General features: G+C 61.8%; 21 protein-coding genes and 1 tRNA gene. 11 read left to right on the top strand and 11 right to left on the bottom strand.

The features are described from left to right. The first annotated feature begins 28 nt into the window (after positions 1-28). The 4 genes from D4A92_RS10695 (at position 29) to aguB (ending at position 5,114) form a co-directional block, all read left to right on the top strand. The gene (locus D4A92_RS10695) at positions 29-1,282 is read left to right on the top strand and encodes an NAD(P)/FAD-dependent oxidoreductase (protein WP_203012842.1); all 1,254 of its coding nucleotides are present in this window, start codon (positions 29-31) and stop codon (positions 1,280-1,282) included. Between the two features lie 284 nt (positions 1,283-1,566). Next, entirely contained in the window at positions 1,567-2,925 is a 1,359-nt protein-coding gene (locus D4A92_RS10690; RefSeq protein ID WP_203012840.1) for a glutamine synthetase family protein, read from the top strand. A 9-nt stretch (positions 2,926-2,934) separates the two neighbouring features. Beyond that, a complete protein-coding gene (locus tag D4A92_RS10685) occupies positions 2,935-4,233 on the top strand; it encodes an NAD(P)/FAD-dependent oxidoreductase (protein WP_203012838.1) in 1,299 nt (432 codons plus the stop codon). 11 nt (positions 4,234-4,244) lie between these two features. Then, a complete protein-coding gene (gene aguB, locus D4A92_RS10680) occupies positions 4,245-5,114 on the top strand; it encodes an N-carbamoylputrescine amidase (protein WP_203012835.1) in 870 nt (289 codons plus the stop codon). Between the two features lie 9 nt (positions 5,115-5,123). Here aguB and D4A92_RS10675 read toward each other — a convergent pair whose 3' ends face one another. The 3 genes from D4A92_RS10675 to rirA all read right to left on the bottom strand — a co-directional run bounded on the left by D4A92_RS10675 (position 5,124) and on the right by rirA (position 8,036). Continuing rightward, on the bottom strand, positions 5,124-5,651 hold the full coding sequence (locus D4A92_RS10675) for a gluconokinase (protein ID WP_203012832.1): 528 nt from the start codon (positions 5,649-5,651) through the stop codon (positions 5,124-5,126). Positions 5,652-5,701: 50 nt separating this feature from the next. Further along, positions 5,702-7,366 carry a GMC family oxidoreductase gene (locus D4A92_RS10670; RefSeq protein ID WP_203012829.1) on the bottom strand — a complete coding sequence of 555 codons (1,665 nt, stop codon included), beginning with the start codon at positions 7,364-7,366 and terminating at the stop codon, positions 5,702-5,704. Positions 7,367-7,547: 181 nt separating this feature from the next. Next, the gene (gene rirA / locus D4A92_RS10665; RefSeq protein WP_203012826.1) at positions 7,548-8,036 is read right to left on the bottom strand and encodes an iron-responsive transcriptional regulator RirA; all 489 of its coding nucleotides are present in this window, start codon (positions 8,034-8,036) and stop codon (positions 7,548-7,550) included. 172 nt (positions 8,037-8,208) lie between these two features. Between rirA and D4A92_RS10660 the strand changes: the two genes are divergently transcribed. Then, positions 8,209-9,246, top strand: a complete 1,038-nt coding sequence (locus tag D4A92_RS10660) for a Fe(3+) ABC transporter substrate-binding protein (protein WP_203012823.1) — start codon at positions 8,209-8,211, stop codon at positions 9,244-9,246. Positions 9,247-9,343: 97 nt separating this feature from the next. Here D4A92_RS10660 and D4A92_RS10655 read toward each other — a convergent pair whose 3' ends face one another. The 5 genes from D4A92_RS10655 to D4A92_RS10635 form a co-directional block, all read right to left on the bottom strand. Continuing rightward, positions 9,344-10,402, bottom strand: coding sequence for a M48 family metallopeptidase (locus D4A92_RS10655; RefSeq protein WP_203012820.1), 1,059 nt, complete (start codon positions 10,400-10,402; stop codon positions 9,344-9,346). Next, on the bottom strand, positions 10,392-11,462 hold the full coding sequence (locus D4A92_RS10650; protein WP_203012818.1) for a YjgN family protein: 1,071 nt from the start codon (positions 11,460-11,462) through the stop codon (positions 10,392-10,394). The genes D4A92_RS10655 and D4A92_RS10650 overlap by 11 nt, the downstream gene beginning before the upstream one ends. Before the next feature lie 124 nt (positions 11,463-11,586). After that, the gene (locus D4A92_RS10645; RefSeq protein ID WP_203012816.1) at positions 11,587-11,979 is read right to left on the bottom strand and encodes a GFA family protein; all 393 of its coding nucleotides are present in this window, start codon (positions 11,977-11,979) and stop codon (positions 11,587-11,589) included. A 107-nt stretch (positions 11,980-12,086) separates the two neighbouring features. Further along, the gene (locus D4A92_RS10640; protein ID WP_102019221.1) at positions 12,087-13,583 is read right to left on the bottom strand and encodes a CoA-acylating methylmalonate-semialdehyde dehydrogenase; all 1,497 of its coding nucleotides are present in this window, start codon (positions 13,581-13,583) and stop codon (positions 12,087-12,089) included. A gap of 105 nt (positions 13,584-13,688) precedes the next feature. Then, positions 13,689-14,594 carry an NAD(P)/FAD-dependent oxidoreductase gene (locus D4A92_RS10635; RefSeq protein ID WP_203012815.1) on the bottom strand — a complete coding sequence of 302 codons (906 nt, stop codon included), beginning with the start codon at positions 14,592-14,594 and terminating at the stop codon, positions 13,689-13,691. Between the two features lie 139 nt (positions 14,595-14,733). Here D4A92_RS10635 and D4A92_RS10630 point away from each other — a divergent pair, with 139 nt between their 5' ends. The 4 genes from D4A92_RS10630 to D4A92_RS10615 all read left to right on the top strand — a co-directional run bounded on the left by D4A92_RS10630 (position 14,734) and on the right by D4A92_RS10615 (position 18,072). Beyond that, on the top strand, positions 14,734-15,195 hold the full coding sequence (locus tag D4A92_RS10630) for an Rrf2 family transcriptional regulator (protein WP_203012813.1): 462 nt from the start codon (positions 14,734-14,736) through the stop codon (positions 15,193-15,195). 31 nt (positions 15,196-15,226) lie between these two features. Next, positions 15,227-16,108 carry a LysR family transcriptional regulator gene (locus D4A92_RS10625; RefSeq protein WP_203012811.1) on the top strand — a complete coding sequence of 294 codons (882 nt, stop codon included), beginning with the start codon at positions 15,227-15,229 and terminating at the stop codon, positions 16,106-16,108. Positions 16,109-16,205: 97 nt separating this feature from the next. Then, complete coding sequence (locus tag D4A92_RS10620) at positions 16,206-16,811, top strand: HupE/UreJ family protein (RefSeq protein ID WP_203012810.1); 606 nt, start codon at positions 16,206-16,208, stop codon at positions 16,809-16,811. 157 nt (positions 16,812-16,968) lie between these two features. Further along, entirely contained in the window at positions 16,969-18,072 is a 1,104-nt protein-coding gene (locus D4A92_RS10615) for a branched-chain amino acid aminotransferase (RefSeq protein WP_203012809.1), read from the top strand. A 70-nt stretch (positions 18,073-18,142) separates the two neighbouring features. Here D4A92_RS10615 and D4A92_RS10610 read toward each other — a convergent pair whose 3' ends face one another. The 3 genes from D4A92_RS10610 to D4A92_RS10600 all read right to left on the bottom strand — a co-directional run bounded on the left by D4A92_RS10610 (position 18,143) and on the right by D4A92_RS10600 (position 19,322). After that, positions 18,143-18,463, bottom strand: a complete 321-nt coding sequence (locus tag D4A92_RS10610; protein ID WP_203012808.1) for a PilZ domain-containing protein — start codon at positions 18,461-18,463, stop codon at positions 18,143-18,145. A gap of 178 nt (positions 18,464-18,641) precedes the next feature. After that, positions 18,642-18,718: transfer RNA gene (locus tag D4A92_RS10605), tRNA-His, on the bottom strand. Positions 18,719-18,881: 163 nt separating this feature from the next. Further along, positions 18,882-19,322, bottom strand: coding sequence for a phasin (locus tag D4A92_RS10600; protein WP_203012807.1), 441 nt, complete (start codon positions 19,320-19,322; stop codon positions 18,882-18,884). Between the two features lie 246 nt (positions 19,323-19,568). On the opposite strand from D4A92_RS10600, the gene D4A92_RS10595 reads away from it, so the two are divergent. Both D4A92_RS10595 and D4A92_RS10590 read left to right on the top strand, forming a co-directional pair. Beyond that, positions 19,569-23,336 (top strand): ATP-binding protein, encoded by a 3,768-nt coding sequence (locus D4A92_RS10595; RefSeq protein ID WP_203012806.1) that lies wholly within the window; start codon positions 19,569-19,571, stop codon positions 23,334-23,336. A 35-nt stretch (positions 23,337-23,371) separates the two neighbouring features. Then, positions 23,372-24,013, top strand: coding sequence for a LysE family translocator (locus D4A92_RS10590; protein ID WP_203012805.1), 642 nt, complete (start codon positions 23,372-23,374; stop codon positions 24,011-24,013). Positions 24,014-24,103 lie beyond the last annotated feature (90 nt).

The raw sequence follows: 24,103 nt of genomic DNA, 5'->3' as shown, positions 1-24,103 counted from the left end.
CAATCCCACCTTCAGGAATTCAACTGACATGTCCAAGGTTACCCTCGTGCTCGGCGCCGGCATTATCGGCGTTTCCACAGCCATCCATCTCGCCCGTCGCGGGCGCTCGGTGGTGCTGGTGGACCGCCGCGGCGCTGGCGAGGAAACCTCCTTCGGCAATGCCGGTCTGATCCAGCGCGAGGGGGTCGTGCCCTATGGCTTCCCGCAGGAGCTCGGGATGCTGATCCGCTACGGTTTTAACAACCGGATCGACGCGCATTATCATGCAAGCGCGATGCTGAAGCTCGTGCCGTTCCTGTCCCGCTACTGGTGGCATTCGAACAAGAGCCGCCATCAGGCGATTGCACGCGCCTATGCGCCGCTGATCGAGAACTCGATCACCGAACATCAGGACCTGATCCAGGCGGCCAAGGCCGACCATCTGATCCGCAAGGATGGCTGGATGGAGATCTTCCGCACCAAGGCCAAGCAGGATGCGGAACTCGCCGAGGCCGAGCGGCTGGCGCGCGAATATGGCGTCAGCTACCGGGCGCTGAATCGCGAAGAACTGGCCAAGGAAGAGCCGCATATCCGGGGTGATTTCGTTGGCGGGTTGAAGTGGAACGATCCCTGGTCGGTCACCAGTCCGCATGGGCTGACGATGGCCTACCTCGCCTATTTCCAGTCGCTTGGCGGTCGTTTCGTCAAGGGCGATGCGACGACGCTTGACACCGGTGCCTCCGGCCGCGGCTGGAAAGTGAAGACCGATGACGGCATGGTCGAGGGCGACGATGTGGTGCTGGCACTTGGCCCGTGGTCGGAGGAAGTGACCCGCAAGTTCGGCTATCGCTTCCTGCTCGGCGTCAAGCGCGGCTATCACATGCATTATGCGCCTGAGGGCAATGCCGTCCTCAACAACTGGACCATGGATGCTGAGCGCGGTTATTTCCTGGCGCCAATGGAAAAGGGCATTCGCCTGACGACGGGTGCGGAATTCGCCAATCGCGATGCGCCGAAATCTCCGGTGCAGTTGGCCCGGGCGGAAAAGGTGGCGCGCGAGATCTTCCCGCTCGCCGATCGGCTCGATGCAGAACCCTGGATGGGTGCCCGCCCCTGCACGCCGGACATGATGCCTGTTATCGGCAAGGCGCCGCGCCACGAGGGCATGTGGTTCGCCTTCGGCCATGCGCATCACGGCCTGACGCTCGGGCCAGTCACGGGCCGTCTGATCGCCGAAATGATGGATGGGGAGAGGCCATTCCTCGATGCAAGGGCCTGGAGCCCGGAGCGTTTTCACCCCTGAAAAACAACGCTTTTCTAGCCCCCTTCTCAGGGGGCTAGCCTTTTTGGCGCCAAGGTGGTAGTCATTCCGCATAATTTGATCAAATTGTTTCCCGGTGGAAACAGGCCGGAACGCAGCAAGCGTCGCAAGAACGCCGCCGGTCGAGGGGATCAGGAAAAGACGGACAGTGGCATGCGCCGGTGTTTGATCCATAACGCGAAAAGCGTCTATCGTTAGCGGACCAGCATCCGTTCGCGCACTATCGCGCGTTTCGAACCCGATCGACATCAGCCACACGGTGATCCATGGACATGGCCGAAGAGGCACGCGAATTCTTCGCGGCAAATCCCGATATTGAAGTACTTGAAGCCTTCGTCATTGACGTGAACGGCGTGCCTCGCGGCAAGTGGATCCCGCGGGAACGCGCGATCGATGTGTTGACCAAGGGCATGGCCATGCCGCGCTCGGTCTATGCACTCGACGTCTGGGGCCGTGACGTGAATGCAGCGGGCCTTGCCGAGGGAACCGGCGATCCGGATGGCATCTGCTTCCCGGTGCCCGGCACGCTGTCGCGCGTGACCTGGCTGTCGCGCCCGACGGCGCAGGTTCTCCTGCAGATGCATACACAGGAAGGCGAGAGCTTCTACGCCGATCCGCGTCAGGTGCTCGGCAATGTGCTGAAACGCTTCACGGCGGCCAAGCTCACGCCCGTCGTTGCCACAGAACTCGAATTCTACCTCATCGATCCTGTGCGCTCGGCGCTCGATCCAGTGCGTCCGCCGAACACAAGAGACGGCCGCTGGCATACGGGCCAGACGCAGGTGCTGTCGATCTCCGAATTGCAGGACTTCGAAGAGGTCTTCCACGGCATTTCGACGGCCGCCCGCGCCCAGAAGGTGCCGGCCGATACGACGTTGCGCGAAAACGGTCCCGGTCAGTACGAGATCAACCTCAACCACGTGCCGGATGCACTGGCGGCTGCGGACTACGCGGTATTGCTCAAGCGCATCGTCAAGGGCGTGGCGCGCGCCAGCGACCTCGACGCCACCTTCATGGCCAAGCCCTATGGCACCCAGGCCGGCAGCGGCATGCATGTGCATTTCTCGATCCTGAACGAAAAGGGCGAGAACATTTATGTCGGCGAGGATGGCCCCTCGGATGCCCTCTTCCATTCGGTCGGTGGGCTCCTGGAAAGCATGGGCGAGAGCATGGCGATCTTTGCGCCGCACCAGAACTCCTATCGCCGCCTGCGCCCCTCCGAACATGCGCCGACCTATGCATCCTGGGGCTTCGACAACCGCTCGGCTGCCGTGCGCGTGATCACCGCGTCGAAGCCTGCGACCCGCATCGAGCATCGCGTCGCGGGATCCGACACCAATCCCTATCTGGTTCTCGCCATGATCCTGTCGGCGGCGCTCGCCGGCATGAAGGAGAAGCTTTCGCCGGGTGGCGCGATCTCCGGCGACGACCATGCCGTCAACCACGAGCCCCTGCCGACCAACTGGGACTATGCGCTTCAGCGCTTTGGCAAGTCGAGCTTTGCCTATGCGGCGCTCGGGCCGAAATATCGAAGCCTTTATACCGCCTGCAAGCAGCAGGAACTCTCGGAGTTCTCGCTGCGAGTGACCGACGTCGAATACGACGCCTATATCCGGACCGTGTGAGGTGAAGCCATGACGAAGTCGATCGGACCCAATCCCGGCCATGCGGCCACCTATTATGCAGCCTCTGCGCGCGACAAGCGCGTGCGCCCGAAGCTGGACGGCCAGCACACGGCGGATATCTGCATCATAGGCGCCGGCTTTACCGGCATTTCGGCGGCGCTTGAGCTCTCGGAAAAGGGCTATGCCGTCATCGTGCTCGAGGGCGATCGCATCGGCTTCGGCGCTTCGGGTCGCAATGGCGGCCAGATCGTCAACGGCTATAGCCGCGATCTCGAAACCATTGCCAAGCGCTACGGCCAGGAGAAGGCCGATCGGCTCGGCGAGATGTCGCTAGAAGGCGGGCGGATCATTCGTGAGCGCGTAGCGAAATACGGGATCGAATGCGATCTCGTCGACGGCGGGTTCTTCGCAGCCTTCACCGACAAACAGGTGAAGGAGATGGCTGATGTCCGGGCGCACTGGATGAAGCATGGCCATGACGGGCTGGAGATGGTTTCCAAGGCCGAGGTCGCGAAATATGCCAAGACCGACCGCTATGTCGGTGGCATGATAGACCGGCACGGCGGACATATCCATCCGCTCGATCTGGTGCTCGGCGAGGCGGCAGCGGCCGAAAGCCTCGGCGCCAAGATTTTCGAGAACTCCAAGGTCGTGCATCTCGATACCGGCCCGCAACCTTTCGTCTGCACCGAGGGCGGCATCGTCAGGGCCAAGCATATCCTCGTCTGCGGCAATGCCTATATGGCTGGGATCGCGCCGAAGGTGACCGAGAAGATGATGCCGGTTTCCAGCCAGGTGATGGCAACCGAGCCGCTCGATCCTGGTCTGATAGAGGAACTGCTGCCGTCGAATTACTGCGTCGAGGACGCCAATTACGTGCTCGACTACTACCGCCGCACCGCCGACAACCGCCTGCTTTATGGTGGCGGCATCGGTTATGGCGGCCAGGATCCGCAGAACCTGACCGGCGTCATCCGGCCGAACATGCTGAAGACCTTCCCGCAGCTGAAAGACGTGAAGATCGACTATGCCTGGAGCGGCAACTTCGCGCTGACGCTGACGCGCATCCCGCATATGGGCAAGCTGTCGGACACGGTCTATTTTTCGCATGGCGACAGCGGCCATGGGGTGACGACGACGCATCTGCTGGGCAAGATCCTTGGCGAAGCCGTGCATGGCCAGATGAGCCGCTTCGATGTCTGGTCATCACTGCAGGCCTATCCCTTCCCGGGCGGCCGTATGTTCCGCGTGCCGTTTACCGCGCTCGGCGCCTGGTATTACGGCATGCGCGACCGGCTTGGCGTCTAAGGAGAGAAGAGATGACCCGCACCGTTACCGTCGCCGCCACCCAGATGGCCTGCAGCTGGGATCTGCCCGGCAATATCGCACGGGCGGAAAAGCTCGCGCGCGAAGCAGCATCCAAGGGGGCGCAGATCGTCCTGATCCAAGAGCTGTTCGAGGCGCCCTATTTCTGCCAGGACCAGATCGCGGAGTTCTTCGATCTCGCACAACCCGCCCATGACAATCCGCTGATCGAGCACTTCTCAGCACTGGCAGAAGAGCTCAACGTGGTCATTCCCGTCAGTTTCTTCGAAAAAGCCGGGCAGACCTTCTTCAACAGCATCGCCATCGTCGATGCCACCGGCGACGTACTCGGCATCTATCGCAAGAGCCATATTCCCGATGGGCCCGGCTATACCGAGAAATTCTACTTCTCGCCCGGCGATACCGGTTTCGAGGTATGGGAGACGCGGCACGCAACGATCGGCGTCGGCATCTGCTGGGACCAGTGGTTCCCGGAGGCGGCGCGCGCCATGGCACTGCAGGGCGCCGAACTCTTGCTCTATCCGACCGCGATCGGCTCGGAGCCGCAGGATGCAAGCCTCGACAGCTCCGGCCACTGGCAGCGGGTGATGCAGGGTCATGCGGCTGCGAACATCATGCCGGTCATCGCCTCCAACCGCATTGGCAAGGAAGACGGCCGCAAGGGCACTTCGCTCACTTTCTACGGCTCGTCCTTCATCTGCGATCAGACCGGCGCGATGGTGGCGACCGCTGATCGTGAAACCGAGACGGTGTTGACCGCGACCTTCGATCTCGACGGCATTGCAAGGCAACGCGCCAGCTGGGGCCTGTTCCGAGATCGCCGGCCGGAGCTTTACGGTCCGCTATTGGGTTACGAGGGCTGAGGCTGGCCCTTAGACACCAAGACCCTTGAGGGCTTCGGCAACGATACCCTCGACCGGCTGATCGATGGAGACAGTGACCACACTGGGCTCACCGGTCGGCACTTCCAGCGTGGCGAGCTGACTGTCGAGCAAACCAAGCGGCATGAAATGGCCGGTGCGGGCGCCCATGCGTCGGGCGAGCAAGTCCCTTGATCCTTCGAGATAGACGAATGAGAGGCGACCGCCGGTCGCGGCGCGCAGGTGCTCGCGGTAGATCGTCTTCAGCGCCGAGCAGGAAACGATGATCCCCTCGCCGCGCGCCAAGGCGTCGGCCATGCGCTCGCCGATCACGGTCAACCAGGGCCAGCGATCCTCATCTGTGAGCGGCGTTCCGGCGGCCATCTTCGCGACATTGCTTTCAGGATGGAGCACATCTCCCTCGATGAAGGGAAGCCCGAGACGGGCCGCGAGCGCCTCGCCGACCGACGACTTTCCGCAGCCGCTGACGCCCATGACGATCACCGCCTGCGGGGCGGTCGACTTGTTGTCCTGCGGCATGTTCTTCCTCTTGCCTAACCCTCATCCAAGGGTCGCGACAATAGGAAGGTTCAGGCGAAATGCAATCCGCTCTTGCTGGCCGCCGCATTGGCCGAGCGTCGCTCCCTGGTGGCACGGAGTTCGGACCGGATGGATGCGGCAATCTTCTCCGCCATCATGATGACAGGAGCGTTGGTGTTGCCACCGATCAGGCGCGGCATGACCGAGGCATCGACGACGCGCAGCCCCACTATGCCCTTCAGCCTGAGATCGGGATCGACCACCGCATCGGCATCCGAGCCCATGCGACATGTGCCGACGGGGTGATAGATCGTATCGGCCCGGGCGCGGATGGCCGCGTCCAGCTCCGCATCCGATGTTCCGGCTGGATAGAGCTCCGGTCCGCGATAGCGATCGAATGCGGGGGATGCCATGATCTCGGCCATCATACGGGCGCCCTTGCGCAAGGTTTCCAGGTCGCGCGGATCGGAGAGAAAAGCGGGATCGATCAGCGGCGCGGCGGACGGATCGGCACTTGCAAGCCGAACGGTCCCACGCGAATGCGGGCGCAGCACGCAGACATGGCAGGAATAGCCATGGCCCCAGTGCATTTTGCGCACGTGGTCGTCGACCATCGCAACAAGGAAATGCAGCTGGATATCAGGCCGATCGAGCGACGGGTCGGTCTTCAGAAAAGCGCCTGATTCCGCGCAGGTCGATCGCAAATGGCCCATGCGCTCCGTGCGCCATTCATTGGCCGCCCGCATCAGATCGCGCGTCGCCATGACTCCCATGCCGAACATGTCGGTATCCGGCGAGCGGAAGATCATGGTGTAGTCGAGGTGATCCTGGAGATTGGCGCCAACCTGCGGCCGCTCGAGAACCACGGGAATGCCGAGAGAGGTCAGATGATCGGCCGGCCCGATCCCGGACAACATCAGTATCTGCGGTGATTGCAGCGCCCCTGCCGACAAGAGCACTTCGCGTCCCGCACGGACGGTCCGCTCTTCCTTGCCGAAGCGATAGGCGACGCCAATTGCCCTGCCCTGCTCGACCAGGATGCGCGACACATGGGCCTCGGTGATGACAGTCAGATTGCGCCGCGCCATCACGTCGTGGAGATAAGCCGCCGCCGCCGAGCAGCGTTCGCCGCGCTTCGGACCGTTCCAGAACTGGGTGGCCTGATAGACGCCGGCCCCCTCTTGCTGCGGCCCGTTGAAATCGTCGTTCTGCCGATGCCCCTTCTGCTCGCAGGCCTTCAGGAAGGCCTGGTTGATCGGGCGCGTCCAGTTCTGGTCGCAGACCTGCAGCGGGCCGCCGCGGCCATGCAGATCATCAGCGCCACGAATGTTGTCTTCCGACTTCTTGAACCAGGGGAGAACATCGGCCCAGGACCAGCCGTCACAGCCGAGTGCGGCCCATTCGTCATAATCTCGCGCATGGCCGCGCACATAGAGCATGGCATTGATCAGGCTCGATCCGCCGAGCCCCCTGCCCCGGGGCTGGTAGCCTTGGCGACCGTTCAGTCCTGCTTGCGGCACGGTGGAGAAACGCCAATTGGCACTTTTCACATGGCCGGGGACCATCGCTGCGGCGGCCATCGGCACGCGTGAGAAGATGCCGTCACCCCGACCGCCGGCTTCCAGCAGGCAGACGGTAACCGACGGGTCCTCGCTCAGCCGCGCCGCAAGGACAGAGCCGGCCGATCCGCCACCGATGATGACATAGTCGTACATGCTCCCCCCAGAGACTTGCACCAGCAACCCGTTTCAAGTCGCCCCCACCGGCAGATCTTAATTGCCGTGAACGTAAACGTAGCAGAGTACCGGAAGGAAGCAAGGCGGGTGCAAAGGCCCTTCCCTGCAACGAAAAAACCCGCCTTTCGGCGGGTTTGATCAAGTAAATATTCGAAGACTTTCAGGCGGCCGGCGCGGCAGCTGGAGCGGCGGCCACACGGCGCGGCTCCAGGTCGTCGATGCCGAGCAGAAAGTTGATCTGTGGGCGTGCCTTGACGAGGTCATCGATCGTGTATTCGGAAAGCACGTCAAAGAAGGCGTTCAGCGCCTTGCGCAGAGCCGAGTTCAGGCCGCAGCTGTCGATCAGCGGGCATTCGACGTCACCGTCGTCCTCAAAGCATTCTGCCATGGCGAAGCTGTCTTCCGTCACCTTCACAACATCGAACAGCGTGATCTTCTCGGCCGGGCGGCCAAGGCGCACGCCACCGTTGCGACCGCGGACCGTCTCGACCAGACCAGCCTTGTTCAGCGGCTGGAGGATCTTGAACAGGAAGAGTTCCGACACGCCATAGGCCTTGGCGATCTCCGGGATCCGGCTCAACTGATCGCTGTTGGCCGCGCAATACATCAGCATGCGCACGGCGTAATTTGTCTGTTTTGTCAAACGCATGCACGATTCCTCTGTTTTCTTGCGGCTTATATAGCGCCTTTTGCAGTTTTGAACAATTCCAAAATACTCAAGTTCTAGACTCACGTGTTGGTGATTAAACTAGACTGCAATTGACAGCTTATCCTATTTCATGAATATGCGCCTCAACAATCCGCAAAGAGGGAGGCCTACCATGACATCCATCCGTACCATCGCACTCGGCGCAGTTTCTGTGCTGGCCCTTTCGGCCGGCTCGGCACTGGCAGACGGCGAAGTCAACATCTATTCCTATCGTCAGCCGGAGCTGATCAAGCCGCTGACGGATGCCTTCACGAAAGAGACCGGCATCAAGACAAACGTGCTCTTCCTCGACAAGGGTCTTGTCGAGCGCATCACGGCAGAAGGTGCAAACTCGCCGGCCGACGTCATCCTGACGGTCGACATCGCGCGCCTCACGGAAGCCAAGGAAGGCGGCGTGACCCAGCCGCTCGTCGACGAGAACATCAACAGCCAGATCCCGGCGCAGTATCGTGATCCGGAAGGCAACTGGTTCGGCCTGACGACCCGTGGCCGCGTGCTCTACGCTTCCAAGGACCGCGTCTCCGAAGATGCGATCACCTATGAGGAACTCGCCGATCCCAAGTGGAAGGGCCGCATTTGCATGCGCGACGGTCAGCACGCCTACAATGTCGGCCTGTTCGCCTCAATGGTCGCCCACCATGGCGCCGAATACACGGAAACATGGCTCGCAGGCCTGAAGCAGAACCTGGTCAAGAAGCCTGACGGCAACGACCGCGCCCAGGCAAAGGCAATCCATGCCGGCGAATGCGACCTCGGCCTTGCCAACACCTACTACCTCGGCCTGATGAAGACCAACGAGAAGGATCCGGAAGAAAAGGATTGGGCCGCTTCGGTCAAGGTTCTCTTCCCCAATGCAGCTGACCGCGGCACGCATGTCAACATTTCCGGCATGGCGCTGACAAAGAACGCACCGAACAAGGACAATGCCGTCAAGCTGATGGAATTCCTGGCTTCCGACGAAGCGCAGACCATCTATGCAGAGCAGGTCTTCGAATATCCTGTCGGTCCGAATGCCAAGGTTTCCGAGATGGTTGCCAGCTTCGGCGCGATCAAGGCTGATCCGCTGCCGCTCGCCGACATCGCTGCCAACCGCAAGATCGCTTCCGAACTGGTCGACAAGGTCGGCCTGAACGACGGCGCAACGCAGTAAGCTTCGGCAGACTGGTCAAAACAAAAGGGGCGGTCTCGGACCGCCCCTTCTTGCATTTCGGCATATATCATCAGCCGCCTGCCGCTTGGCCTCCGCCTCAGGAGCCGCCGGCCTCGACAGTTTTCGCGTGATTGTCGATCGCCTCGCGCCGCTCGCTGGTGCCCGGATGGGTGGACAGGAAGGAGGAATCTCCATCGAGACCGAGCTTTTCCTCCAGCCGTGCGAAGAAACGGCCGATGGCGCGCGGATCACGGCCGGCCTTGGCCATCAGCTCCACCGAGATACGGTCGGCCTCGTTTTCCGCGTCACGCGAATGGGAGAGTGACATCAGGGCAGCGCCATTGGTCAGAATGTCCTCGCCGGCCGCTCCGATGTCACCAGCAATTAGCATGATGAGACCCGCCATTCCGGCTGCGCGATAGAGCTGGCGGAGCGAGTGCTCTTCCTCGACATGGCCGATTTCGTGGGCGAGGACCCCGATGATCATGTCCATGTCGCCGTCGGCCAGTTCGATCAGTTCGTCGGTGATGACAAGCGTTCCATCGGGAAGGGCAAACGCGTTCGGGCCAATCGGGCCACCCTGACGGAAATTGAGATTGTAGCCGGCAACACCCCGGGACGAGAGGACTGCGACCTGATTGAAGGCCTCTTGGATCTCCGTCTGACGGGCTTCGGGCAATCGGCTTTCGCTGAACACCGCCTGGTCGAGCGACAGAAGCGTACCGCTTGCCATCCACTCAGTGACCGCCGGCGGTGTCACCAGAACGGCCACTTCGACGAGAGCGGGGACCGCATAACGGTAGATCAGGCCGGCAAGCACAACGACGGCGATGACGAAGGCAACCAGACGCGGGTGAAACCGCTCCATTTCATGAACGCCCCCCTTCTTGCCATGCTTGCTTAGCCAGAGATCAACGGCGTCGTTGTCATCGGTCTCGAAGAGCGAGCCGTCTGAGAAAGTGATCCTGCGGGGAATGCGACCGACGCGGGCGGATATCTCCGTCCGCGCCAGGTCTCCCAGAGACACCGGATCGCCTCCGGCGTCGAGCCGGACAAAGAGGGTCTTGCCCTCCGCAAGGAGGACCGCCGGCTCCGACCGGCTTGAGCCCCGAGGATGCCAGCGACCGGAGGCGATGCGCTTGTCGTCAGAAGCCAAAATCGAACCCTTCGAGATCGAGATATTCCGCCGTCACGGCGGAGCCGGACGCCTGCATCGAGGATACCACATCACCGAGTTCGCCATCGACCACGATGCCGGAATGCTCGATCACATAGCGATGCTCGCGGACCGCTGCCCAGGGCCGCATCAGGCTGAGCGTGAGGACTGTGACCACGAGGTTGGAAACCACGATCCAGAAATAGCGCAGGCGACCGAGGTCGGAAAACAGATGGTGACGTCCGTCAAAACGGGCAGCATTCATCACCACGTTGCGAACCCCGATGCGGTAGAAGATCGCGGCGATCCCCCAAAGCACCAAGAGCGGGATCAGGGCGCCGTAAATGGCCATGATGATCTGCATTTCGAGATCGTTGAAGGCCTCACTTGCTCCTTCGACGGCGCTGTAATAGCCGAAAATGGCGATCCCGCCGCCGATCGCAGCACCGACCAGCATCAGCAGGAAGGCCGGCAGCCAGACGCGATAGAGGGCACCGATCTTCGGATCTGTCTCGAAGGCCCGGTCGCCGTAGCGCAGGTTGTTGAAGATGTAACGATAGAGCCAGCGACTGGCGAAGGGCGCGAGAATGCCGAGCGAAAAGAAGGCGATGAGGCCGCCGAAGATGATCGCGACGAAGGCGCCCCAGGTCTTGCCGACAAAGTCGAAGCGAATGTTGCGATAGCTCGTAACGCGCGCATTGAAGCGGAGGCTGCGCATGACGATCCAGGGAAGCAGCACGAACATCAGCAACGCCAGGATGCCGCCGGCGATCGGGCTGAAGGTCAGGAGAATGTTGTAGCCAACGATGTAGCCGAAAACGATGGCACGGCCGATGAAGATCTGTAGCCCCTTGGCGTGGTAGTCGAAGGAGTGACCGTCAATGAACGAGTTGCCGTAGAAATAGCGGTTGCGCCGAACCTTGGCCCAGGCGGAGTAGATCCCGAGCGTCACGATGGTCAGCAGGATGTTGACGATCCAGATCCCGAAATACTCACCGGCGCTGCCGCGAAACTCGCCGCGGCGCAAAGCGTCGGCGCGGCCGAAGACTGCCTCTTGCATAAAATGTCCCTCATTAAATCAAAACCCGCACGTCGCTATCCCCCGCGACGCGCGCCTGAACATTGATCATGAGAGGAACACGCACTCAAGTGCGCTCGGACACTCCGTACACCCGTTGCACGGTTCACGTCTCGCGGATCTCGATGCACCACCATTTCGGCCGGCCACCCTTGTAGGAATGATAGGCGGGCCTGAGATCGGCGGCGCTGGTGCGATCGAAGGCTCCGAGCAGGAGCGCCACCGTCGGCTGATCGTCGATCGCACCGATCGAAGAGCCGCAGGTGCCGCAGAAGGCGCGCGACGAGATCTCGGATGAGCGCCACGTGGAAGGACTGCCTGAAGGCCCGATCCAGCGCACGGCCTCACGCGGGAATTCGACCCAGGTGGCGGTGAGACTGCCCGTGTGGCGCTGGCACATCTTGCAGGAGCAGGTGTGGGGTTTGGCGGCCGGCGCATCGGCTTCAAAGCGGATCGCGCCGCAGAGGCAGCCTCCCGTGTGGATCTTCTTTTTCGGCATGATCAGCCCTCCCGAACGAGAAGCTAACAATTGGAGACAGACTGACAAGAGAACGCCACCCCGTCTTGCGACGGAGTGGCGGAAATTTGATGGAGCTGGTGGTTCGCTTACTTCATCGTCGGCATGACGAATTCGGCGCCGTCCTTGATGCCGGACGGCCAGCGGCTGGTGACCGTCTTGGTGCGGGTCCAGAACTTGATCGAGTCCGTGCCGTGCTGGTTCAAATCACCGAAGGATGACGACTTCCAGCCACCGAAGGAGTGATAGGCGAGCGGAACCGGGATCGGCACGTTGATGCCGACCATGCCGATGTTGATGCGCGAGGCGAAGTCGCGGGCAGCGTCGCCGTCGCGAGTGTAGATCGCGACACCATTGCCATATTCATGCTTCATCGGCAGATCGAGGGCTTCCTCATAAGTCTTTGCGCGCACGACCGAGAGGACAGGTCCGAAGATTTCGGTCTTGTAGATGTCCATATCAGGCGTCACGTGGTCGAAGAGGCAGCCGCCAACGAAATAGCCGTTCTCGTAGCCCTGGAGCTTGAAGTCGCGGCCATCGACCACGAGCTTGGCGCCGGCTTCGACGCCGCTGTCGATCAGGCCCTTGATGCGGGCCTGGGCTTCCTTGGTGACGACGGGGCCGAGATCGGCCTTATCATCGGTGTAAGGGCCGATGCGCAGGCTTTCCACCATCGGGGTCAGCTTTTCGATCAGGCGGTTGGCGGTTTCTTCGCCGACCGGAACGGCAACCGAGATCGCCATGCAGCGCTCGCCGGCCGAGCCGTAGCCGGCGCCCATCAGCGCCTGGGCTGCCTGGTCGAGATCGGCATCCGGCATGATGATCATGTGGTTCTTGGCGCCGCCGAAGCACTGGGCGCGCTTGCCGTTCATCGCAGCCGTTCCATAGACGTAGCGGGCGATCGGGGTCGAGCCGACGAAGGAGACGGCGGAGATATCGGGATGGGTGAGGATACCATCGACGGCCGACTTGTCGCCGTTGACGACGTTGAGGATGCCGGCCGGGAGACCTGCCTCGATCATCAGTTCAGCGAGGCGGATCGGAACGGACGGGTCGCGCTCCGAAGGCTTCAGGATGAAGGCGTTGCCGCAGGCGATGGCAGGCGCAAACATCCACATCGGGATCATCGCCGGGAAGTTGAACGGCGTGATGCCCGCGCCGATGCCGACAGCCTGGCGGATCGAATACATGTCGATGTTCGGGCCGGCGCCTTCGGTGAACTCGCTCTTCGAGAGATGCGGGATGCCGATGACGAATTCGCAGACTTCGAGGCCGCGAACGATGTCGCCCTTGGCGTCTTCGATGGTCTTGCCGTGTTCGCGCGACAGGGTCTCGGCCAAGCTGTCCATGTTGTCGTTCAGGAGCTGAACGAACTTCATGAAGACGCGGGCGCGGCGCTGCGGGTTCGTGGCGGCCCACTTGGCCTGGGCGGCCTTGGCGTTCTCGACCGCAGCGTTCAGTTCCTCGGCGCTGGCGAGCGAAACCTCGCCCTGCACTTCGCCGGTGGCCGGATTGTAGATCGGCTGCTTACGGCCCGAGGTGCCGGCGACATGCTTGCCGCCGATGAAATGACCTACCTGATACATGGGTTTCCTCCTAGATTGTATGGAGGCAGTATGCGCTTTAAATTGCACAATTCAACGCGATGATTTACGCATCTGTTGTGCGCAGATTGAAGTAAGGTCGTTTCTTTACTTCCACAGGGAGGTCTCGATGAGGGCACGATGGGCCGAGATTCCAGCCATGACGCCTGATGCGCTGGCGAGCGTTGCATTGTGCATGGGACTGGCCGCGTCGCCGGCTGCAAAGACACCGGGTTCGCTTGTGGTGCCCATCTGGACCTTGATGTGGAAACCTTGCGGCCCTTCTTCCAATTCCAGGCCGAGCTGTGATGCCAGTGGCGAGGCGATGGACACTTTTGATTGGGCAAAGAGGGCATGGATCTCAACCACTCTGCCGTCTGCCAGACGAACAGCCTCCAGCCGCTTTCCTTCACCGATCAGCTCCACAACGCGCTCGGTCTCCAGCAACACGCCTCGGGCGAGCAGCATGGCATGATGCTCCTCGTCGAAGGTAATGCCGGGTTCAACGAACATGGTCGTCCGGCCCCAATCCGGCAGCATGCTTCCCTGATGGGCTGCAAGCGGCGACGAGGCGAGGATGCCGATCGGACCGCCACCGATCTCGTAGCCGTGGCAATAGGGGCAATGCAGGACCGTGCGGCCCCAACGTTCGGCAAGTCCGGGAATGGATGGCAGGGTGTCGGTCACGCCAAGGGCCAAGACAAGGACGGATGCCTCGATCACTGCGCCGTCAGCCATAGCCAGCCTGAAGCCGCCCAGGCATCGCTCGGCGAAGGCCGCCTGCCCTTCCAGCAAAGTGAAGTTGGGATAGCGCGCAAGCTGCTGTAGGCCGATCTGAAAAATGTCTGCGGGAGCGACGCCATCCTGCCCCAGAAAGCCATGGGAGGCTTCTGCAAAACGGTTGCGCGGCTTGCCGGCATCGACCAGCAAGACGCGCCGGCGCGCCCGGGTGAGCTGCATGGCGGCCGAGAGACCCGCGAAACTCCCACCCACAACAACTGCATCATACTTCATCGGACACTCCATCATGTAACCTTTAAAGTTATGTATCTTTTTAAGTTACGTGATGAAGCCCTGTCAAGTGATGTAACTCGACTTGTTGCAAGAAGTGGCATGGGTTACCGGTGTTGGAGAGAAAACCAAGGGGAGACCGATGCGCGGGGATAGCCGCCTGTCCCGCATGCTGCATGTGCTGATCCATCTCGGACGGCGCAGCGAGCCTGCGACCTCCGAACTGATCGCCAGGATGCTGAACACCAATCCGGTGGTCGTGCGCCGCACGATGGCGGGCTTGCGCGAACGCGGCTATGTGCAATCCGAGAAAGGACATGGCGGCGGGTGGACGCTCAGCAAGAGCCTGGACCAGATCAGCCTGCTCGATGTTTATGAAGCGCTCGAGCGGCCAGAACTGTTCTGCCTCGTCAGCGCGTCGGACCACGCGGGTTGTCTCGTCGAGATATCGGTCAATGAAGCGCTTGAAGATGCACGGCGGGAGGCCGAGGCGCTGTTGCTTTCCCGGTTTGCAACGCTCAAGCTCTCGGACATCGCTGATAACTTCGACCGGCGGTTAGAGATGCTGGGCTTGAGCAGCGGCGCACAAGGTTTAGAAACATGATGCCTCGACTTCAAGCCGAGAAGGCCCGGGCATGAACTGGGATGACGTTCGCATCTTTCTGGCCGTCGCCAGAACCGGCCAGATCCTCGCGGCCTCCCGACGGCTGGGCCTGAACCACGCCACGCTCTCACGGCGGCTTACGTCATTGGAAACTGCGCTCAAGACGCGGCTCTTCATCCGCCGCACGAATGGCTGCGAACTGACCGCCGAAGGCGAGGCGTTTCTTTCCTCCGCCGAGCGCATGGAAACCGAAATGCTGGAGGTGCAGGCACGGCTTGGGCGCACCGATACGCAAGTTGCTGGCACGGTCCGTATCGGCGCACCGGACGGTTTTGGCGTCTTCTTCCTTGCCTCGCGGCTCGGCACGCTCATCGAGCGCCATCCCGAACTGAAAATCCAGCTCGTGCCTGTGCCCCGCTCCTTTTCGCTTTCCCAGCGCGAGGCGGATATCGCGGTCACCCTGGAGCGCCCGGATCAGGGGCGCCTCGTCTCGTCCAAGCTCGTGGATTACACGCTCGGCCTCTATGCCTCGAAGCGCTATGCCGAATCGAACGGCCTGCCGGCATCTGCCGAAGACCTCAAGGCGCATCGACGCATCGGCTATGTCGAGGATTTGATCTTCACCCCGTCGCTGAATTTCACCGGCGAGGTGATGCGCGACTGGAATGCCGGCTTCGAGATCTCCTCGGCGATCGGCCAGACCGAAGCGGTGCTGGCGGGTGCGGGCATCGGTATCCTTCACAGCTACATAGCCCGGCAGCATGACAACCTCGTTCGCGTGCTGCCCGAGGTCACCATCCGCCGAGCCTATTGGACGACGTTCCACGAAAGTGCGCGGGAACTCGTGCGCGTTCGGGCGGTGGTGCAATTCCTGCAGGATGCCGTGGACGAAGATCGCGCGATCTTTAGCTGACGCGGTAGGCCGATGAACGGTGTGCGTTTTGAGGACGCTTTTCCGTCATGAACGACGCAGCTAGACTGCGCCGATCTGATCACCCATGGATACTGACATGCGCCAGCCCTTGCTTCATCTCGGCCTTCCCGTCTTTCTGTTTGCACTCCTTTCGGCACTGCCGGCAAGCGCCCATGTCATGGACGGACCGCTCGACGGTTTCGGATCGGGCTTCGGCCATCCGCTGGCCGGTTTCGACCATCTGCTTGCCATGCTGGCCGTTGGCCTCTGGGGCGCGCAGATGGGCGGGCGATCGGTCTGGACGCTGCCGGCGACCTTCCCGATGATCATGTGCATCGGCGGACTGATCGGCATGACCGGCATTTTGCCCGGCCAACCGATCGAATACGGGATCGCCTTGTCGGTCATTGTGCTTGGCGGCGCGATCGCAGCCGCCTGGCGGGCGCCGGAATGGGTGGCGCTGGCGCTGATTGCAGCCTTTGCGCTGATGCATGGCTACCCGCATGGGGTGCTGGCACCCCGCGCCAGCGATCCCGCGGCCTTCACCGTCGGCTTCGTGGTTTCAACCGGCGTGATCCATGTAATCGGTATTGCGATTGGAGCCGCCTTAAAGCCGATCGGCGGCGGGCGGCTGGTGCAGGCGCTGGGAGCCGCCATCTCGCTTGCGGGCTTCTGGTTCCTGTTCGGGCTCGTGACGGGCTGAACCGCCTTTGGCCCTGCAGACCAAGCGTTTTGCTGCATCGCGATAGCACGGTTTCTGTTGACAAACCGGGATCAAACCGCACAAACGACGGCACCGGCTGCGACCGCTCCGTCGGCGTGGCCAGCGCAACCGTGAACAGCTCAGGCACAGGCTCTCCATGACCACGAATCCCGCACTTCTCGACTTCAAGATCGTTCCGAATGCCTCGCCCATGCCGGAAGCCGAGCGGCTCGCGGCTTTCGAAAACCTTGGCTTTGGAACACTGTTCACCGACCACATGGCGGTGGTGCACTGGCATGTCGACAAGGGCTGGCACAGCCCGGAGGTTTCGGCCCGCAAGCCGTTCCAGATCGATCCGGCGGCAAGCGTTCTGCACTATGCGCAGGAAATCTTCGAAGGCATGAAAGCCTATAAGGGTGCGGATGGCCGCATCACGCTCTTCCGTCCGGAAGAGAATGCCCGCCGCTTCAACAAGTCCGCCGAGCGCATGGCGATGCCCGACGTGCCGGAAGAGCTTTTCCTGAAGGCGGTCGAAGAACTGGTGAAGATCGATGCCAAATGGGTTCCGGAAGGCGAAGGCAGCCTCTATCTGCGCCCCTTCATGTTTGCCAGCGAAGCCTTCCTCGGCGTTCGCCCTTCGCGCGAATACATCTTCTGCGTCATCGCTTCGCCCGTCGGCCCCTATTTCAAGGGCGGCAGCAAGCCGGTCACGCTCTGGGTCAGCGAGCATTACACACGCGCAGCGCCCGGCGGCACGGGTGCTGCCAAGTGCGGCGGCAATTATGCGGCCAGCCTTCTCGCCCAGAAGGAAGCCGCAAGCCGTGGCTGCGACCAGGTCGTCTTCCTCGATGCCGCCGAACACAAGTGGATCGAGGAACTGGGCGGCATGAACGTCTTCTTCGTCATGGACGACAACACCGTCGTCACGCCACCGCTCTCGGGCACGATCCTGCCGGGCATTACGCGCGCCTCGATCATCAAGCTCGCCAACGAGAATGGTTTGAAGGTTGTGGAACGTCCCTATTCCTTCGATGAATGGATGGCGGATGCCCGCAGCGGCAAGCTGCGCGAGGCCTTTGCCTGCGGCACGGCTGCCGTCGTTGCTGCGATCGGCACAGTGCGTCATCCCGGCGGCGAGTTCGTCATCGGCAATGCCGGCACCGGCATCGAAACCGAGAAGCTGCGCAACCAGCTGACCGGCATCCAGCGCGGCTCGGTCGCCGATGCGCATGGCTGGGTGAAGGAAGTCACGCGCGTCTGAGCCCTGAGAGCGCCTGCGCATCTTCGGAAACCTCGTCATGCCAGCATGGGCGGGGTTTTTCATGACCGGATCAATGCGGATGGACAGGCAGAGCGGCCCAGTCGTGAAGGCCCATGAAATGATGCCGGTCGGCCACCGCCGCCGTTCGCCAGTTGCGGATACGAGCCCCGACCTCCTCGTCCCGCCGCCAGATCACCTGCGCGTGCAACACGCCGAAGCGCTCGGAATGCAGGACGAAGGCCTCGTGATCGCCGAGCATCAGTCCGTCTTTCAGCTCCAGTCTCAGCCCCTTTGGGCTCCAGTCGGAAATGAAGGCGCGGAAGTGGCAGCCGAACATCAGCACCAGCGAACTCAGTTCGCAGCACCGCCGCATCTCATTCCGTCGTTCCATCAAGGACCTCCATTCAGACACAGAGGACCAGAGCAGGAAGTCGCGGCCGGCGAAAGGACCAAGTGTCAGAGGCCTTTCATTCGGGTAAACGGAATCGATCGCATTTGAGCGATGCTGGATCGCGCCAAGACGCAATGCGTCTCTCAGGAGCAGATACCAGATCGAGATGTGGAGAAAATGGTACGGTTGGGGGGTCTCGAACCTCCGACCTCAGGTGCCACAAACCTGCGCTCTAACCAACTGAGCTACAACCGCACATGACCGCGTCGCTGACGCCGTCGAGGGGTCACATACGAGCAGATGGATTTTTTTTCAAGCCCTTTCTGCGCATTGCGTGAAAAGGCTCTGGAAATGAAAAAGGCCGGGCGCTGTGCCCGGCCTCAAGATCCTTGGGAGGATTTTCAGCAATCGCGGTCGATCAGGCGACCTTGAGCGAGGACATGACCTTTTCGGCAGCTTCCTTGCCCGGCTTGGTCATCGTTTCGGCAACCTTCTTGGCGGTTTCCTGGATCGACTTGGCCTGTTCGATCGTCACTTCAGCCTGCTTGCGGATGAAGGCGGTCTGGAGTTCGACCAGTTCAGCCATGGACTTCACGCCAAGCAGCGCTTCCATGTGCGAGAGCGAGAGATCAGCATTGGTGCGCATCGCGTCGATGGCCTTGAGGCCGAGTTCGACGGTGCCGGCCTGGGCCGTCTGGACAGTCGCTTCCACGGTCTTCGTGGCTTCTTCCGTGGCAGACTTCATCTTGGCATAGGCTTCCTTCGACTGGAAGGCGCCCTTTTCGGCGAAGTCACGGAAGCTTTCCTGCATCTTCGAAGGGTCGAAGGAGGAGAAAGAGAAGATATCCTTGGTGTTCATGATGCATTTCCTCTTGTCGCGGGATCTCGGCGACCCCTTCGTTTCGTTCATGAACCCTATATAGCACCTCATATTGTGCATTGCAATATCATTGTGCGGCGCACAATTAGATTTTCTGCATGTTGAAAACCGCGGCGGATTAACCTTATCAATCGAAAGGGTGCCGACTTTCTGGACCCAAAGGCACTGCCTAGCTATTAAAAATCTGTTAATTTGCTTGCAGGTCATGAAGCGACAGGTCCCGAAATGCCCGCTCAATACCCATTCATCGATGTCGCCGTGCACGACCTCATCCGACCGCGCCTGGCGCGGGGCGAGGCGCTCGTGCTGTTTGCGCCGGCACTGGAGCGGGTTCTCTGGTGCAACGGCGCCGGCGCGCGCTTCTTCGGCGCCGACTCGATCTACGACTTTCTCGAGGAAGGCCCTTACCGTTCCGACATCACCTTCCGGCAGCTCGAAACGGTTGCCCGCCAGCTGTCAGCGCCGGGCGACAGCCGCAGCCTGATGCTGCGCATCACCTCGGGCTTCCAGAAGCTGCCGATCACGGCCTCTGCCGACTGCATCGAGATCCGCAAGGGTGAGCCGGTGATCCTGCTCTCGCTGCCGGCCCTCAAGCGCGCGACCGGGGACAAGCAGCTCGCCCAGGAACTGATGAGCGGCTTCGACGATCCGGATACGCATATGGCGGTGCTCGATGGCGATGGCGGCCTCGTTGCAAGCTCCGACGGCTTCGCAGGCCTCGGCATCACGCCGCAGACGGCGCGCATGCTGATCAACCTGGTAGAGGCGGATGCAGACAGGCTCGTCAAACGGCCGATCCCGACGGGCCGGGGATATCTCCCGGCTGCCATCGGCAAGATCTCCGACGCGCCGGCCCTGCATCTTCTGTTCGCAGTCGAGACGATCCTCGGCCAGATGGACCCGAGCGACGATTTTGCGGAGGACGAGGAACAGGATCTGCCGACCGCGATCGCTGAGCCTGTCCGGGCCGACGACACGGTCGAAGACGAGACCGAGACCGAGACCGAGACCGAGACCGAGACCGAGACCGAGACCGAGACCGAGACCGAGACCGAGACCGAGACCGAGACCGAAGACTTCGCAATCTCCGCTGATCAGTCAATGGCAGAAGCGGCCGAACTCCCCTCGCCTGCGGTTCCCTTCGAGAGCGTCATTGCAGCCCTTGGAGATATCGAAGAAATCGAGCCGGAAACCGACGCCTTCGACGCGCCGGACGAAACGGTGGACGCGGATGTCGACGCGCTCACGGATGAGACCGAAGAGGCGCTCGCAAGCGAGCCGGATCAGGCTCCGTCTGAGACGACCGAACAGTCGGACGAACTGTCTGTGATCGCGGCAGCGGACATGTCAGCGACCAATGAAATTGTTGAGCCCGTTGAGACCGTCGCTGCGGCGACCGTCGCCCCGACGACCAAACTCGCGGATGAACACCTCGACGGCGAAGGCTTCGCGTTTCGTCAGGATCGGCGTGCTACACGCTTCGTCTGGAAGATCGATGCCGAGGGCCGCTTCAGCGAAGTTTCGGTGGAATTCGCCCAGGCGGTCGGTCCGCGTGCGGCCGATATCGAAGGCGTGGCCTTCTCCGATCTCGCAGCCCTGTTCAACCTCGATCCGGACGGCAAGATCGGCGAGCTTCTCAAGAAGCGCGACACATGGTCCGGCAAGACGATCTACTGGCCCGTCGAAGGAACCCGGCTGGTCGTGCCGGTCGATCTGGCAGCCCTGCCGACCTATACACGGAACCGCGAATTCGACGGTTTCCGCGGCTTCGGAATCGTCAGGGTTGCCGACGCACAGGACGATCCGGACGCGATCGGCATGACCTTTGTCGAGCAGCAGCCTACCGTCGATGCGCCCGAAGAACTGCCGACCGGTATGCATAGCGACCGGGACGAGGAGCTCGCGGAGTTTCTGCATGAACTCAGCGAAGGCGAAATCCATCCGCCCGAAGACTATGTCGAAGACCAGATCGCCGAGGCTGGTGAGCAGACCCTCGACGCTCTTATCGATGCGGATGATGACAACGACGTTGTCGATGACGCCGAGCCGAGCGTGGAAGCCGAAAGCACCGAAGATCCTGCGCCCTCACGCCCTGTCGAATTCGAACCACCGGTGCTGCGGATCATGGAGCCGCGCAAACCCAGTCTGCCGGACAAGGTCGTGCAGCTGCAGGATCATCGTGTCCGTCAGCGCGACAGCCTGACGCCTGGCGAACAGGCCGCGTTTCAGGAGATCGCCCGCAAGCTCGATCCGCTGAGCCTCAGGGCGAAGGTAGAGCAGTCGCTTGCACCTTCCGAACCGCCTGTATTGCGGGAGCAGCCGTCCACGCCGTCACCGAAAACGCCGGAGCCCAGCCAGCCGGAGCCTGCAAGCGCGGCCACGCCGACCGAGCCGAGCGCACCCGTTTCCGAACCTCCTGCCGAAGCGAGCTTGCCAGCTTTCGCAACGGATCGGCCGGCCGGGAAACGCGAGCGCAGCCTGACCGCAGATATCATTGACCTGATGCCGGTCGCGCTTCTGGTGCATGTCGGCGATCGGCTGATCCACGCCAATCCGGAATTTTTCGCGCTGACGGGCTACAAGACGCTCGACGAACTCGACGAGGCCGGCGGTCTCGACACGCTGATCCAGCGTCGTGATCTGGAAGAGCCTGGTGACGAGGCAGGCCAGGTTGTGGCACTCTGCGCCGACGATCGCCTGCTGCCGGTCACCGCACGGCTGCAGTCCGTGCGCTTCGAGGAAACCACCGCCCTGATGCTGGCATTGATCGCCCAGCCGGAGGAACAGGTCCGGCCCGAAGCCCCGGTCGAGCCTGAGGTGGAGACTGTTGCCCCTGTCGCGACACCGGCGCAGGCGGGCGAAGTCGCGCGCCTGAAGGTCGAGGTCGACGAGCTGCGTTCGATCCTGGAAACCGCGACCGACGGCGTGGTGATCCTCGATTCCGACGGTGACATCCGTTCGATGAACCGGGCAGCAAGCGCGCTCTTCAACTTCGACGACATGGAGACGCGCGGGAAACCCTTTGTCATGCTGTTTGCGCATGAGAGCCAGAAGTCCATCCTCGACTATCTGAGCGGGCTTTCCGGCCACGGCGTCGCAAGCGTGTTGAATGACGGGCGCGAAGTGATTGGCCGCGAGGCCTCCGGCGGCTTCCTGCCGCTGTTCATGACGATCGGGAAGCTCAACTCGTCAAACGGTTATTGCGCGGTCATTCGGGACATCACGCAATGGAAGCGGACTGAGGAAGAGCTGCGCAATGCTAAACGCGCAGCTGAGACGGCCAACGCCCACAAGACCGACTTCTTGGCCCGCGTCAGCCACGAGATCCGCACGCCGCTCAACGCTATCATCGGCTTTGCCGACATGATGGCCAACGAGCATTTCGGTCCCGTCGGTCATCCGCGCTACGGCGAATATGCCCATGACATCGTGCGCTCAGGCCGGCACGTGCTCGACATCGTCAACGACCTCCTCGACATTTCCAAGATCGAGGCGGGCGAGATGGAGCTCGACTTCTCCTCTGTGGGTCTGAACGAGGCCGTGCAGGCGGCGGTATCGATCGTGCAGCCACAGGCGAATGGCCAGCGGGTGATCATCCGTACCGCTCTGTCTCAGGCCGTGCCGAATGTCGTGGCCGACGGACGCTCGATCAAGCAGATCGTGCTCAACATCCTGGCGAATGCCATCCGCTTCACGCCGTCCGGCGGGCAGATCATCGTGTCGACAGCCTATGAGGCGAATGGCAGCGTCGTGCTTCGGATCCGGGACACCGGGATCGGCATGTCGCGCAGTGAGCTCGAGCAGGCGATGAAGCCCTTCCGCCAGGTTTCCACCGGCACGCCGCGTAATCGCGGCGACGGCACCGGTCTCGGCCTGCCGCTGACCAAGGCCATGGTCGATGCCAACCGGGCCCAGTTTGCGATCTCGTCGACGCCGAACGAAGGCACGCTGGTCGAGGTGACCTTTCCCTCGCCGAGGGTCTTGGCGGACTGACATCGTGAAGTGACCGCGAATTCGGGGAGAACGGCATGACGGCATTCGGTATTCTCCTCGGCATTGCCGTCGCCATTGCGGTCGGCGCCATGAGCCCCGGGCCGAGCTTCGTGCTTGTGTCGCGGATCTCGGTTGCCAATACGCGATTGCATGGACTTGCGGCAGCGATCGGGATGGGGCTTGGCGGAGCTTTGTTTGCGGTTCTGGCGCTGGCTGGCCTGATTGCTTTGCTCGAACGGGTGGAATGGCTTTACCTCGTTCTGAAGGTCGCGGGCGGGCTCTATCTCGTTTATCTCGGCGTGATGATTTGGCGCGGCGCAGCTGCGCAGATCTCGGTCGGATCGGCAGACGGGCGGAGCATGCTTTCGCTGCCGCGCTCACTGGCGCTCGGCTTTATTACGCAGATCAGCAATCCGAAGACTGCCGTGGTCTATGCCAGCATCTTTGCAGCCCTGATGCCGCAGAACCCGCCACTGATGGTCGTTCTTGCGCTGCCGCCGGTGATCTTTCTGATCGAAGCCGGGTGGTATGCCGTCGTTGCGATCGCCTTTTCGGTGCCGCGCTCGCAACGCGCTTATCTGAGTGCAAAACTCTGGGTCGACCGGCTCGCCGGCGCCGTTATCGGTGCACTGGGGCTGCGATTGATCGGCGAAAGTCTGACACATCTGCGGCGCTGACTGCACCGCGACAGTCGGGCCGGTTTTCATCGCCCTCGCTTTCGGCTAGAGCAGAACCATTGCCGCATTCGCAAGGGTTCAACGCTTGTC

This window comes from Rhizobium rosettiformans, assembly GCF_016806065.1.
In the GTDB taxonomy this organism is placed as follows: domain Bacteria; phylum Pseudomonadota; class Alphaproteobacteria; order Rhizobiales; family Rhizobiaceae; genus Allorhizobium.
The sequence above is the reverse complement of the archived record's forward strand: the minus strand, read 5'-3'. Positions and strand labels throughout refer to the sequence as shown.

What these genes read in the sequence shown, in the direction of transcription:
- D4A92_RS10695 (WP_203012842.1), top strand. Translation starts at nt 29, where the DNA reads ATGTCCAAGGTTACCCTCGTGCTCGGCGCCGGCATTATCGGCGTTTCC.
- D4A92_RS10690 (WP_203012840.1), top strand. Translation starts at nt 1,567, where the DNA reads ATGGACATGGCCGAAGAGGCACGCGAATTCTTCGCGGCAAATCCCGAT.
- D4A92_RS10685 (WP_203012838.1), top strand. Translation starts at nt 2,935, where the DNA reads ATGACGAAGTCGATCGGACCCAATCCCGGCCATGCGGCCACCTATTAT.
- aguB (WP_203012835.1), top strand. Translation starts at nt 4,245, where the DNA reads ATGACCCGCACCGTTACCGTCGCCGCCACCCAGATGGCCTGCAGCTGG.
- D4A92_RS10675 (WP_203012832.1), bottom strand. Translation starts at nt 5,651, where the DNA reads ATGCCGCAGGACAACAAGTCGACCGCCCCGCAGGCGGTGATCGTCATG.
- D4A92_RS10670 (WP_203012829.1), bottom strand. Translation starts at nt 7,366, where the DNA reads ATGTACGACTATGTCATCATCGGTGGCGGATCGGCCGGCTCTGTCCTT.
- rirA (WP_203012826.1), bottom strand. Translation starts at nt 8,036, where the DNA reads ATGCGTTTGACAAAACAGACAAATTACGCCGTGCGCATGCTGATGTAT.
- D4A92_RS10660 (WP_203012823.1), top strand. Translation starts at nt 8,209, where the DNA reads ATGACATCCATCCGTACCATCGCACTCGGCGCAGTTTCTGTGCTGGCC.
- D4A92_RS10650 (WP_203012818.1), bottom strand. Translation starts at nt 11,462, where the DNA reads ATGCAAGAGGCAGTCTTCGGCCGCGCCGACGCTTTGCGCCGCGGCGAG.
- D4A92_RS10645 (WP_203012816.1), bottom strand. Translation starts at nt 11,979, where the DNA reads ATGCCGAAAAAGAAGATCCACACGGGAGGCTGCCTCTGCGGCGCGATC.
- D4A92_RS10640 (WP_102019221.1), bottom strand. Translation starts at nt 13,583, where the DNA reads ATGTATCAGGTAGGTCATTTCATCGGCGGCAAGCATGTCGCCGGCACC.
- D4A92_RS10635 (WP_203012815.1), bottom strand. Translation starts at nt 14,594, where the DNA reads ATGAAGTATGATGCAGTTGTTGTGGGTGGGAGTTTCGCGGGTCTCTCG.
- D4A92_RS10630 (WP_203012813.1), top strand. Translation starts at nt 14,734, where the DNA reads ATGCGCGGGGATAGCCGCCTGTCCCGCATGCTGCATGTGCTGATCCAT.
- D4A92_RS10625 (WP_203012811.1), top strand. Translation starts at nt 15,227, where the DNA reads ATGAACTGGGATGACGTTCGCATCTTTCTGGCCGTCGCCAGAACCGGC.
- D4A92_RS10620 (WP_203012810.1), top strand. Translation starts at nt 16,206, where the DNA reads ATGCGCCAGCCCTTGCTTCATCTCGGCCTTCCCGTCTTTCTGTTTGCA.
- D4A92_RS10615 (WP_203012809.1), top strand. Translation starts at nt 16,969, where the DNA reads ATGACCACGAATCCCGCACTTCTCGACTTCAAGATCGTTCCGAATGCC.
- D4A92_RS10610 (WP_203012808.1), bottom strand. Translation starts at nt 18,463, where the DNA reads ATGGAACGACGGAATGAGATGCGGCGGTGCTGCGAACTGAGTTCGCTG.
- D4A92_RS10600 (WP_203012807.1), bottom strand. Translation starts at nt 19,322, where the DNA reads ATGAACACCAAGGATATCTTCTCTTTCTCCTCCTTCGACCCTTCGAAG.
- D4A92_RS10595 (WP_203012806.1), top strand. Translation starts at nt 19,569, where the DNA reads ATGCCCGCTCAATACCCATTCATCGATGTCGCCGTGCACGACCTCATC.
- D4A92_RS10590 (WP_203012805.1), top strand. Translation starts at nt 23,372, where the DNA reads ATGACGGCATTCGGTATTCTCCTCGGCATTGCCGTCGCCATTGCGGTC.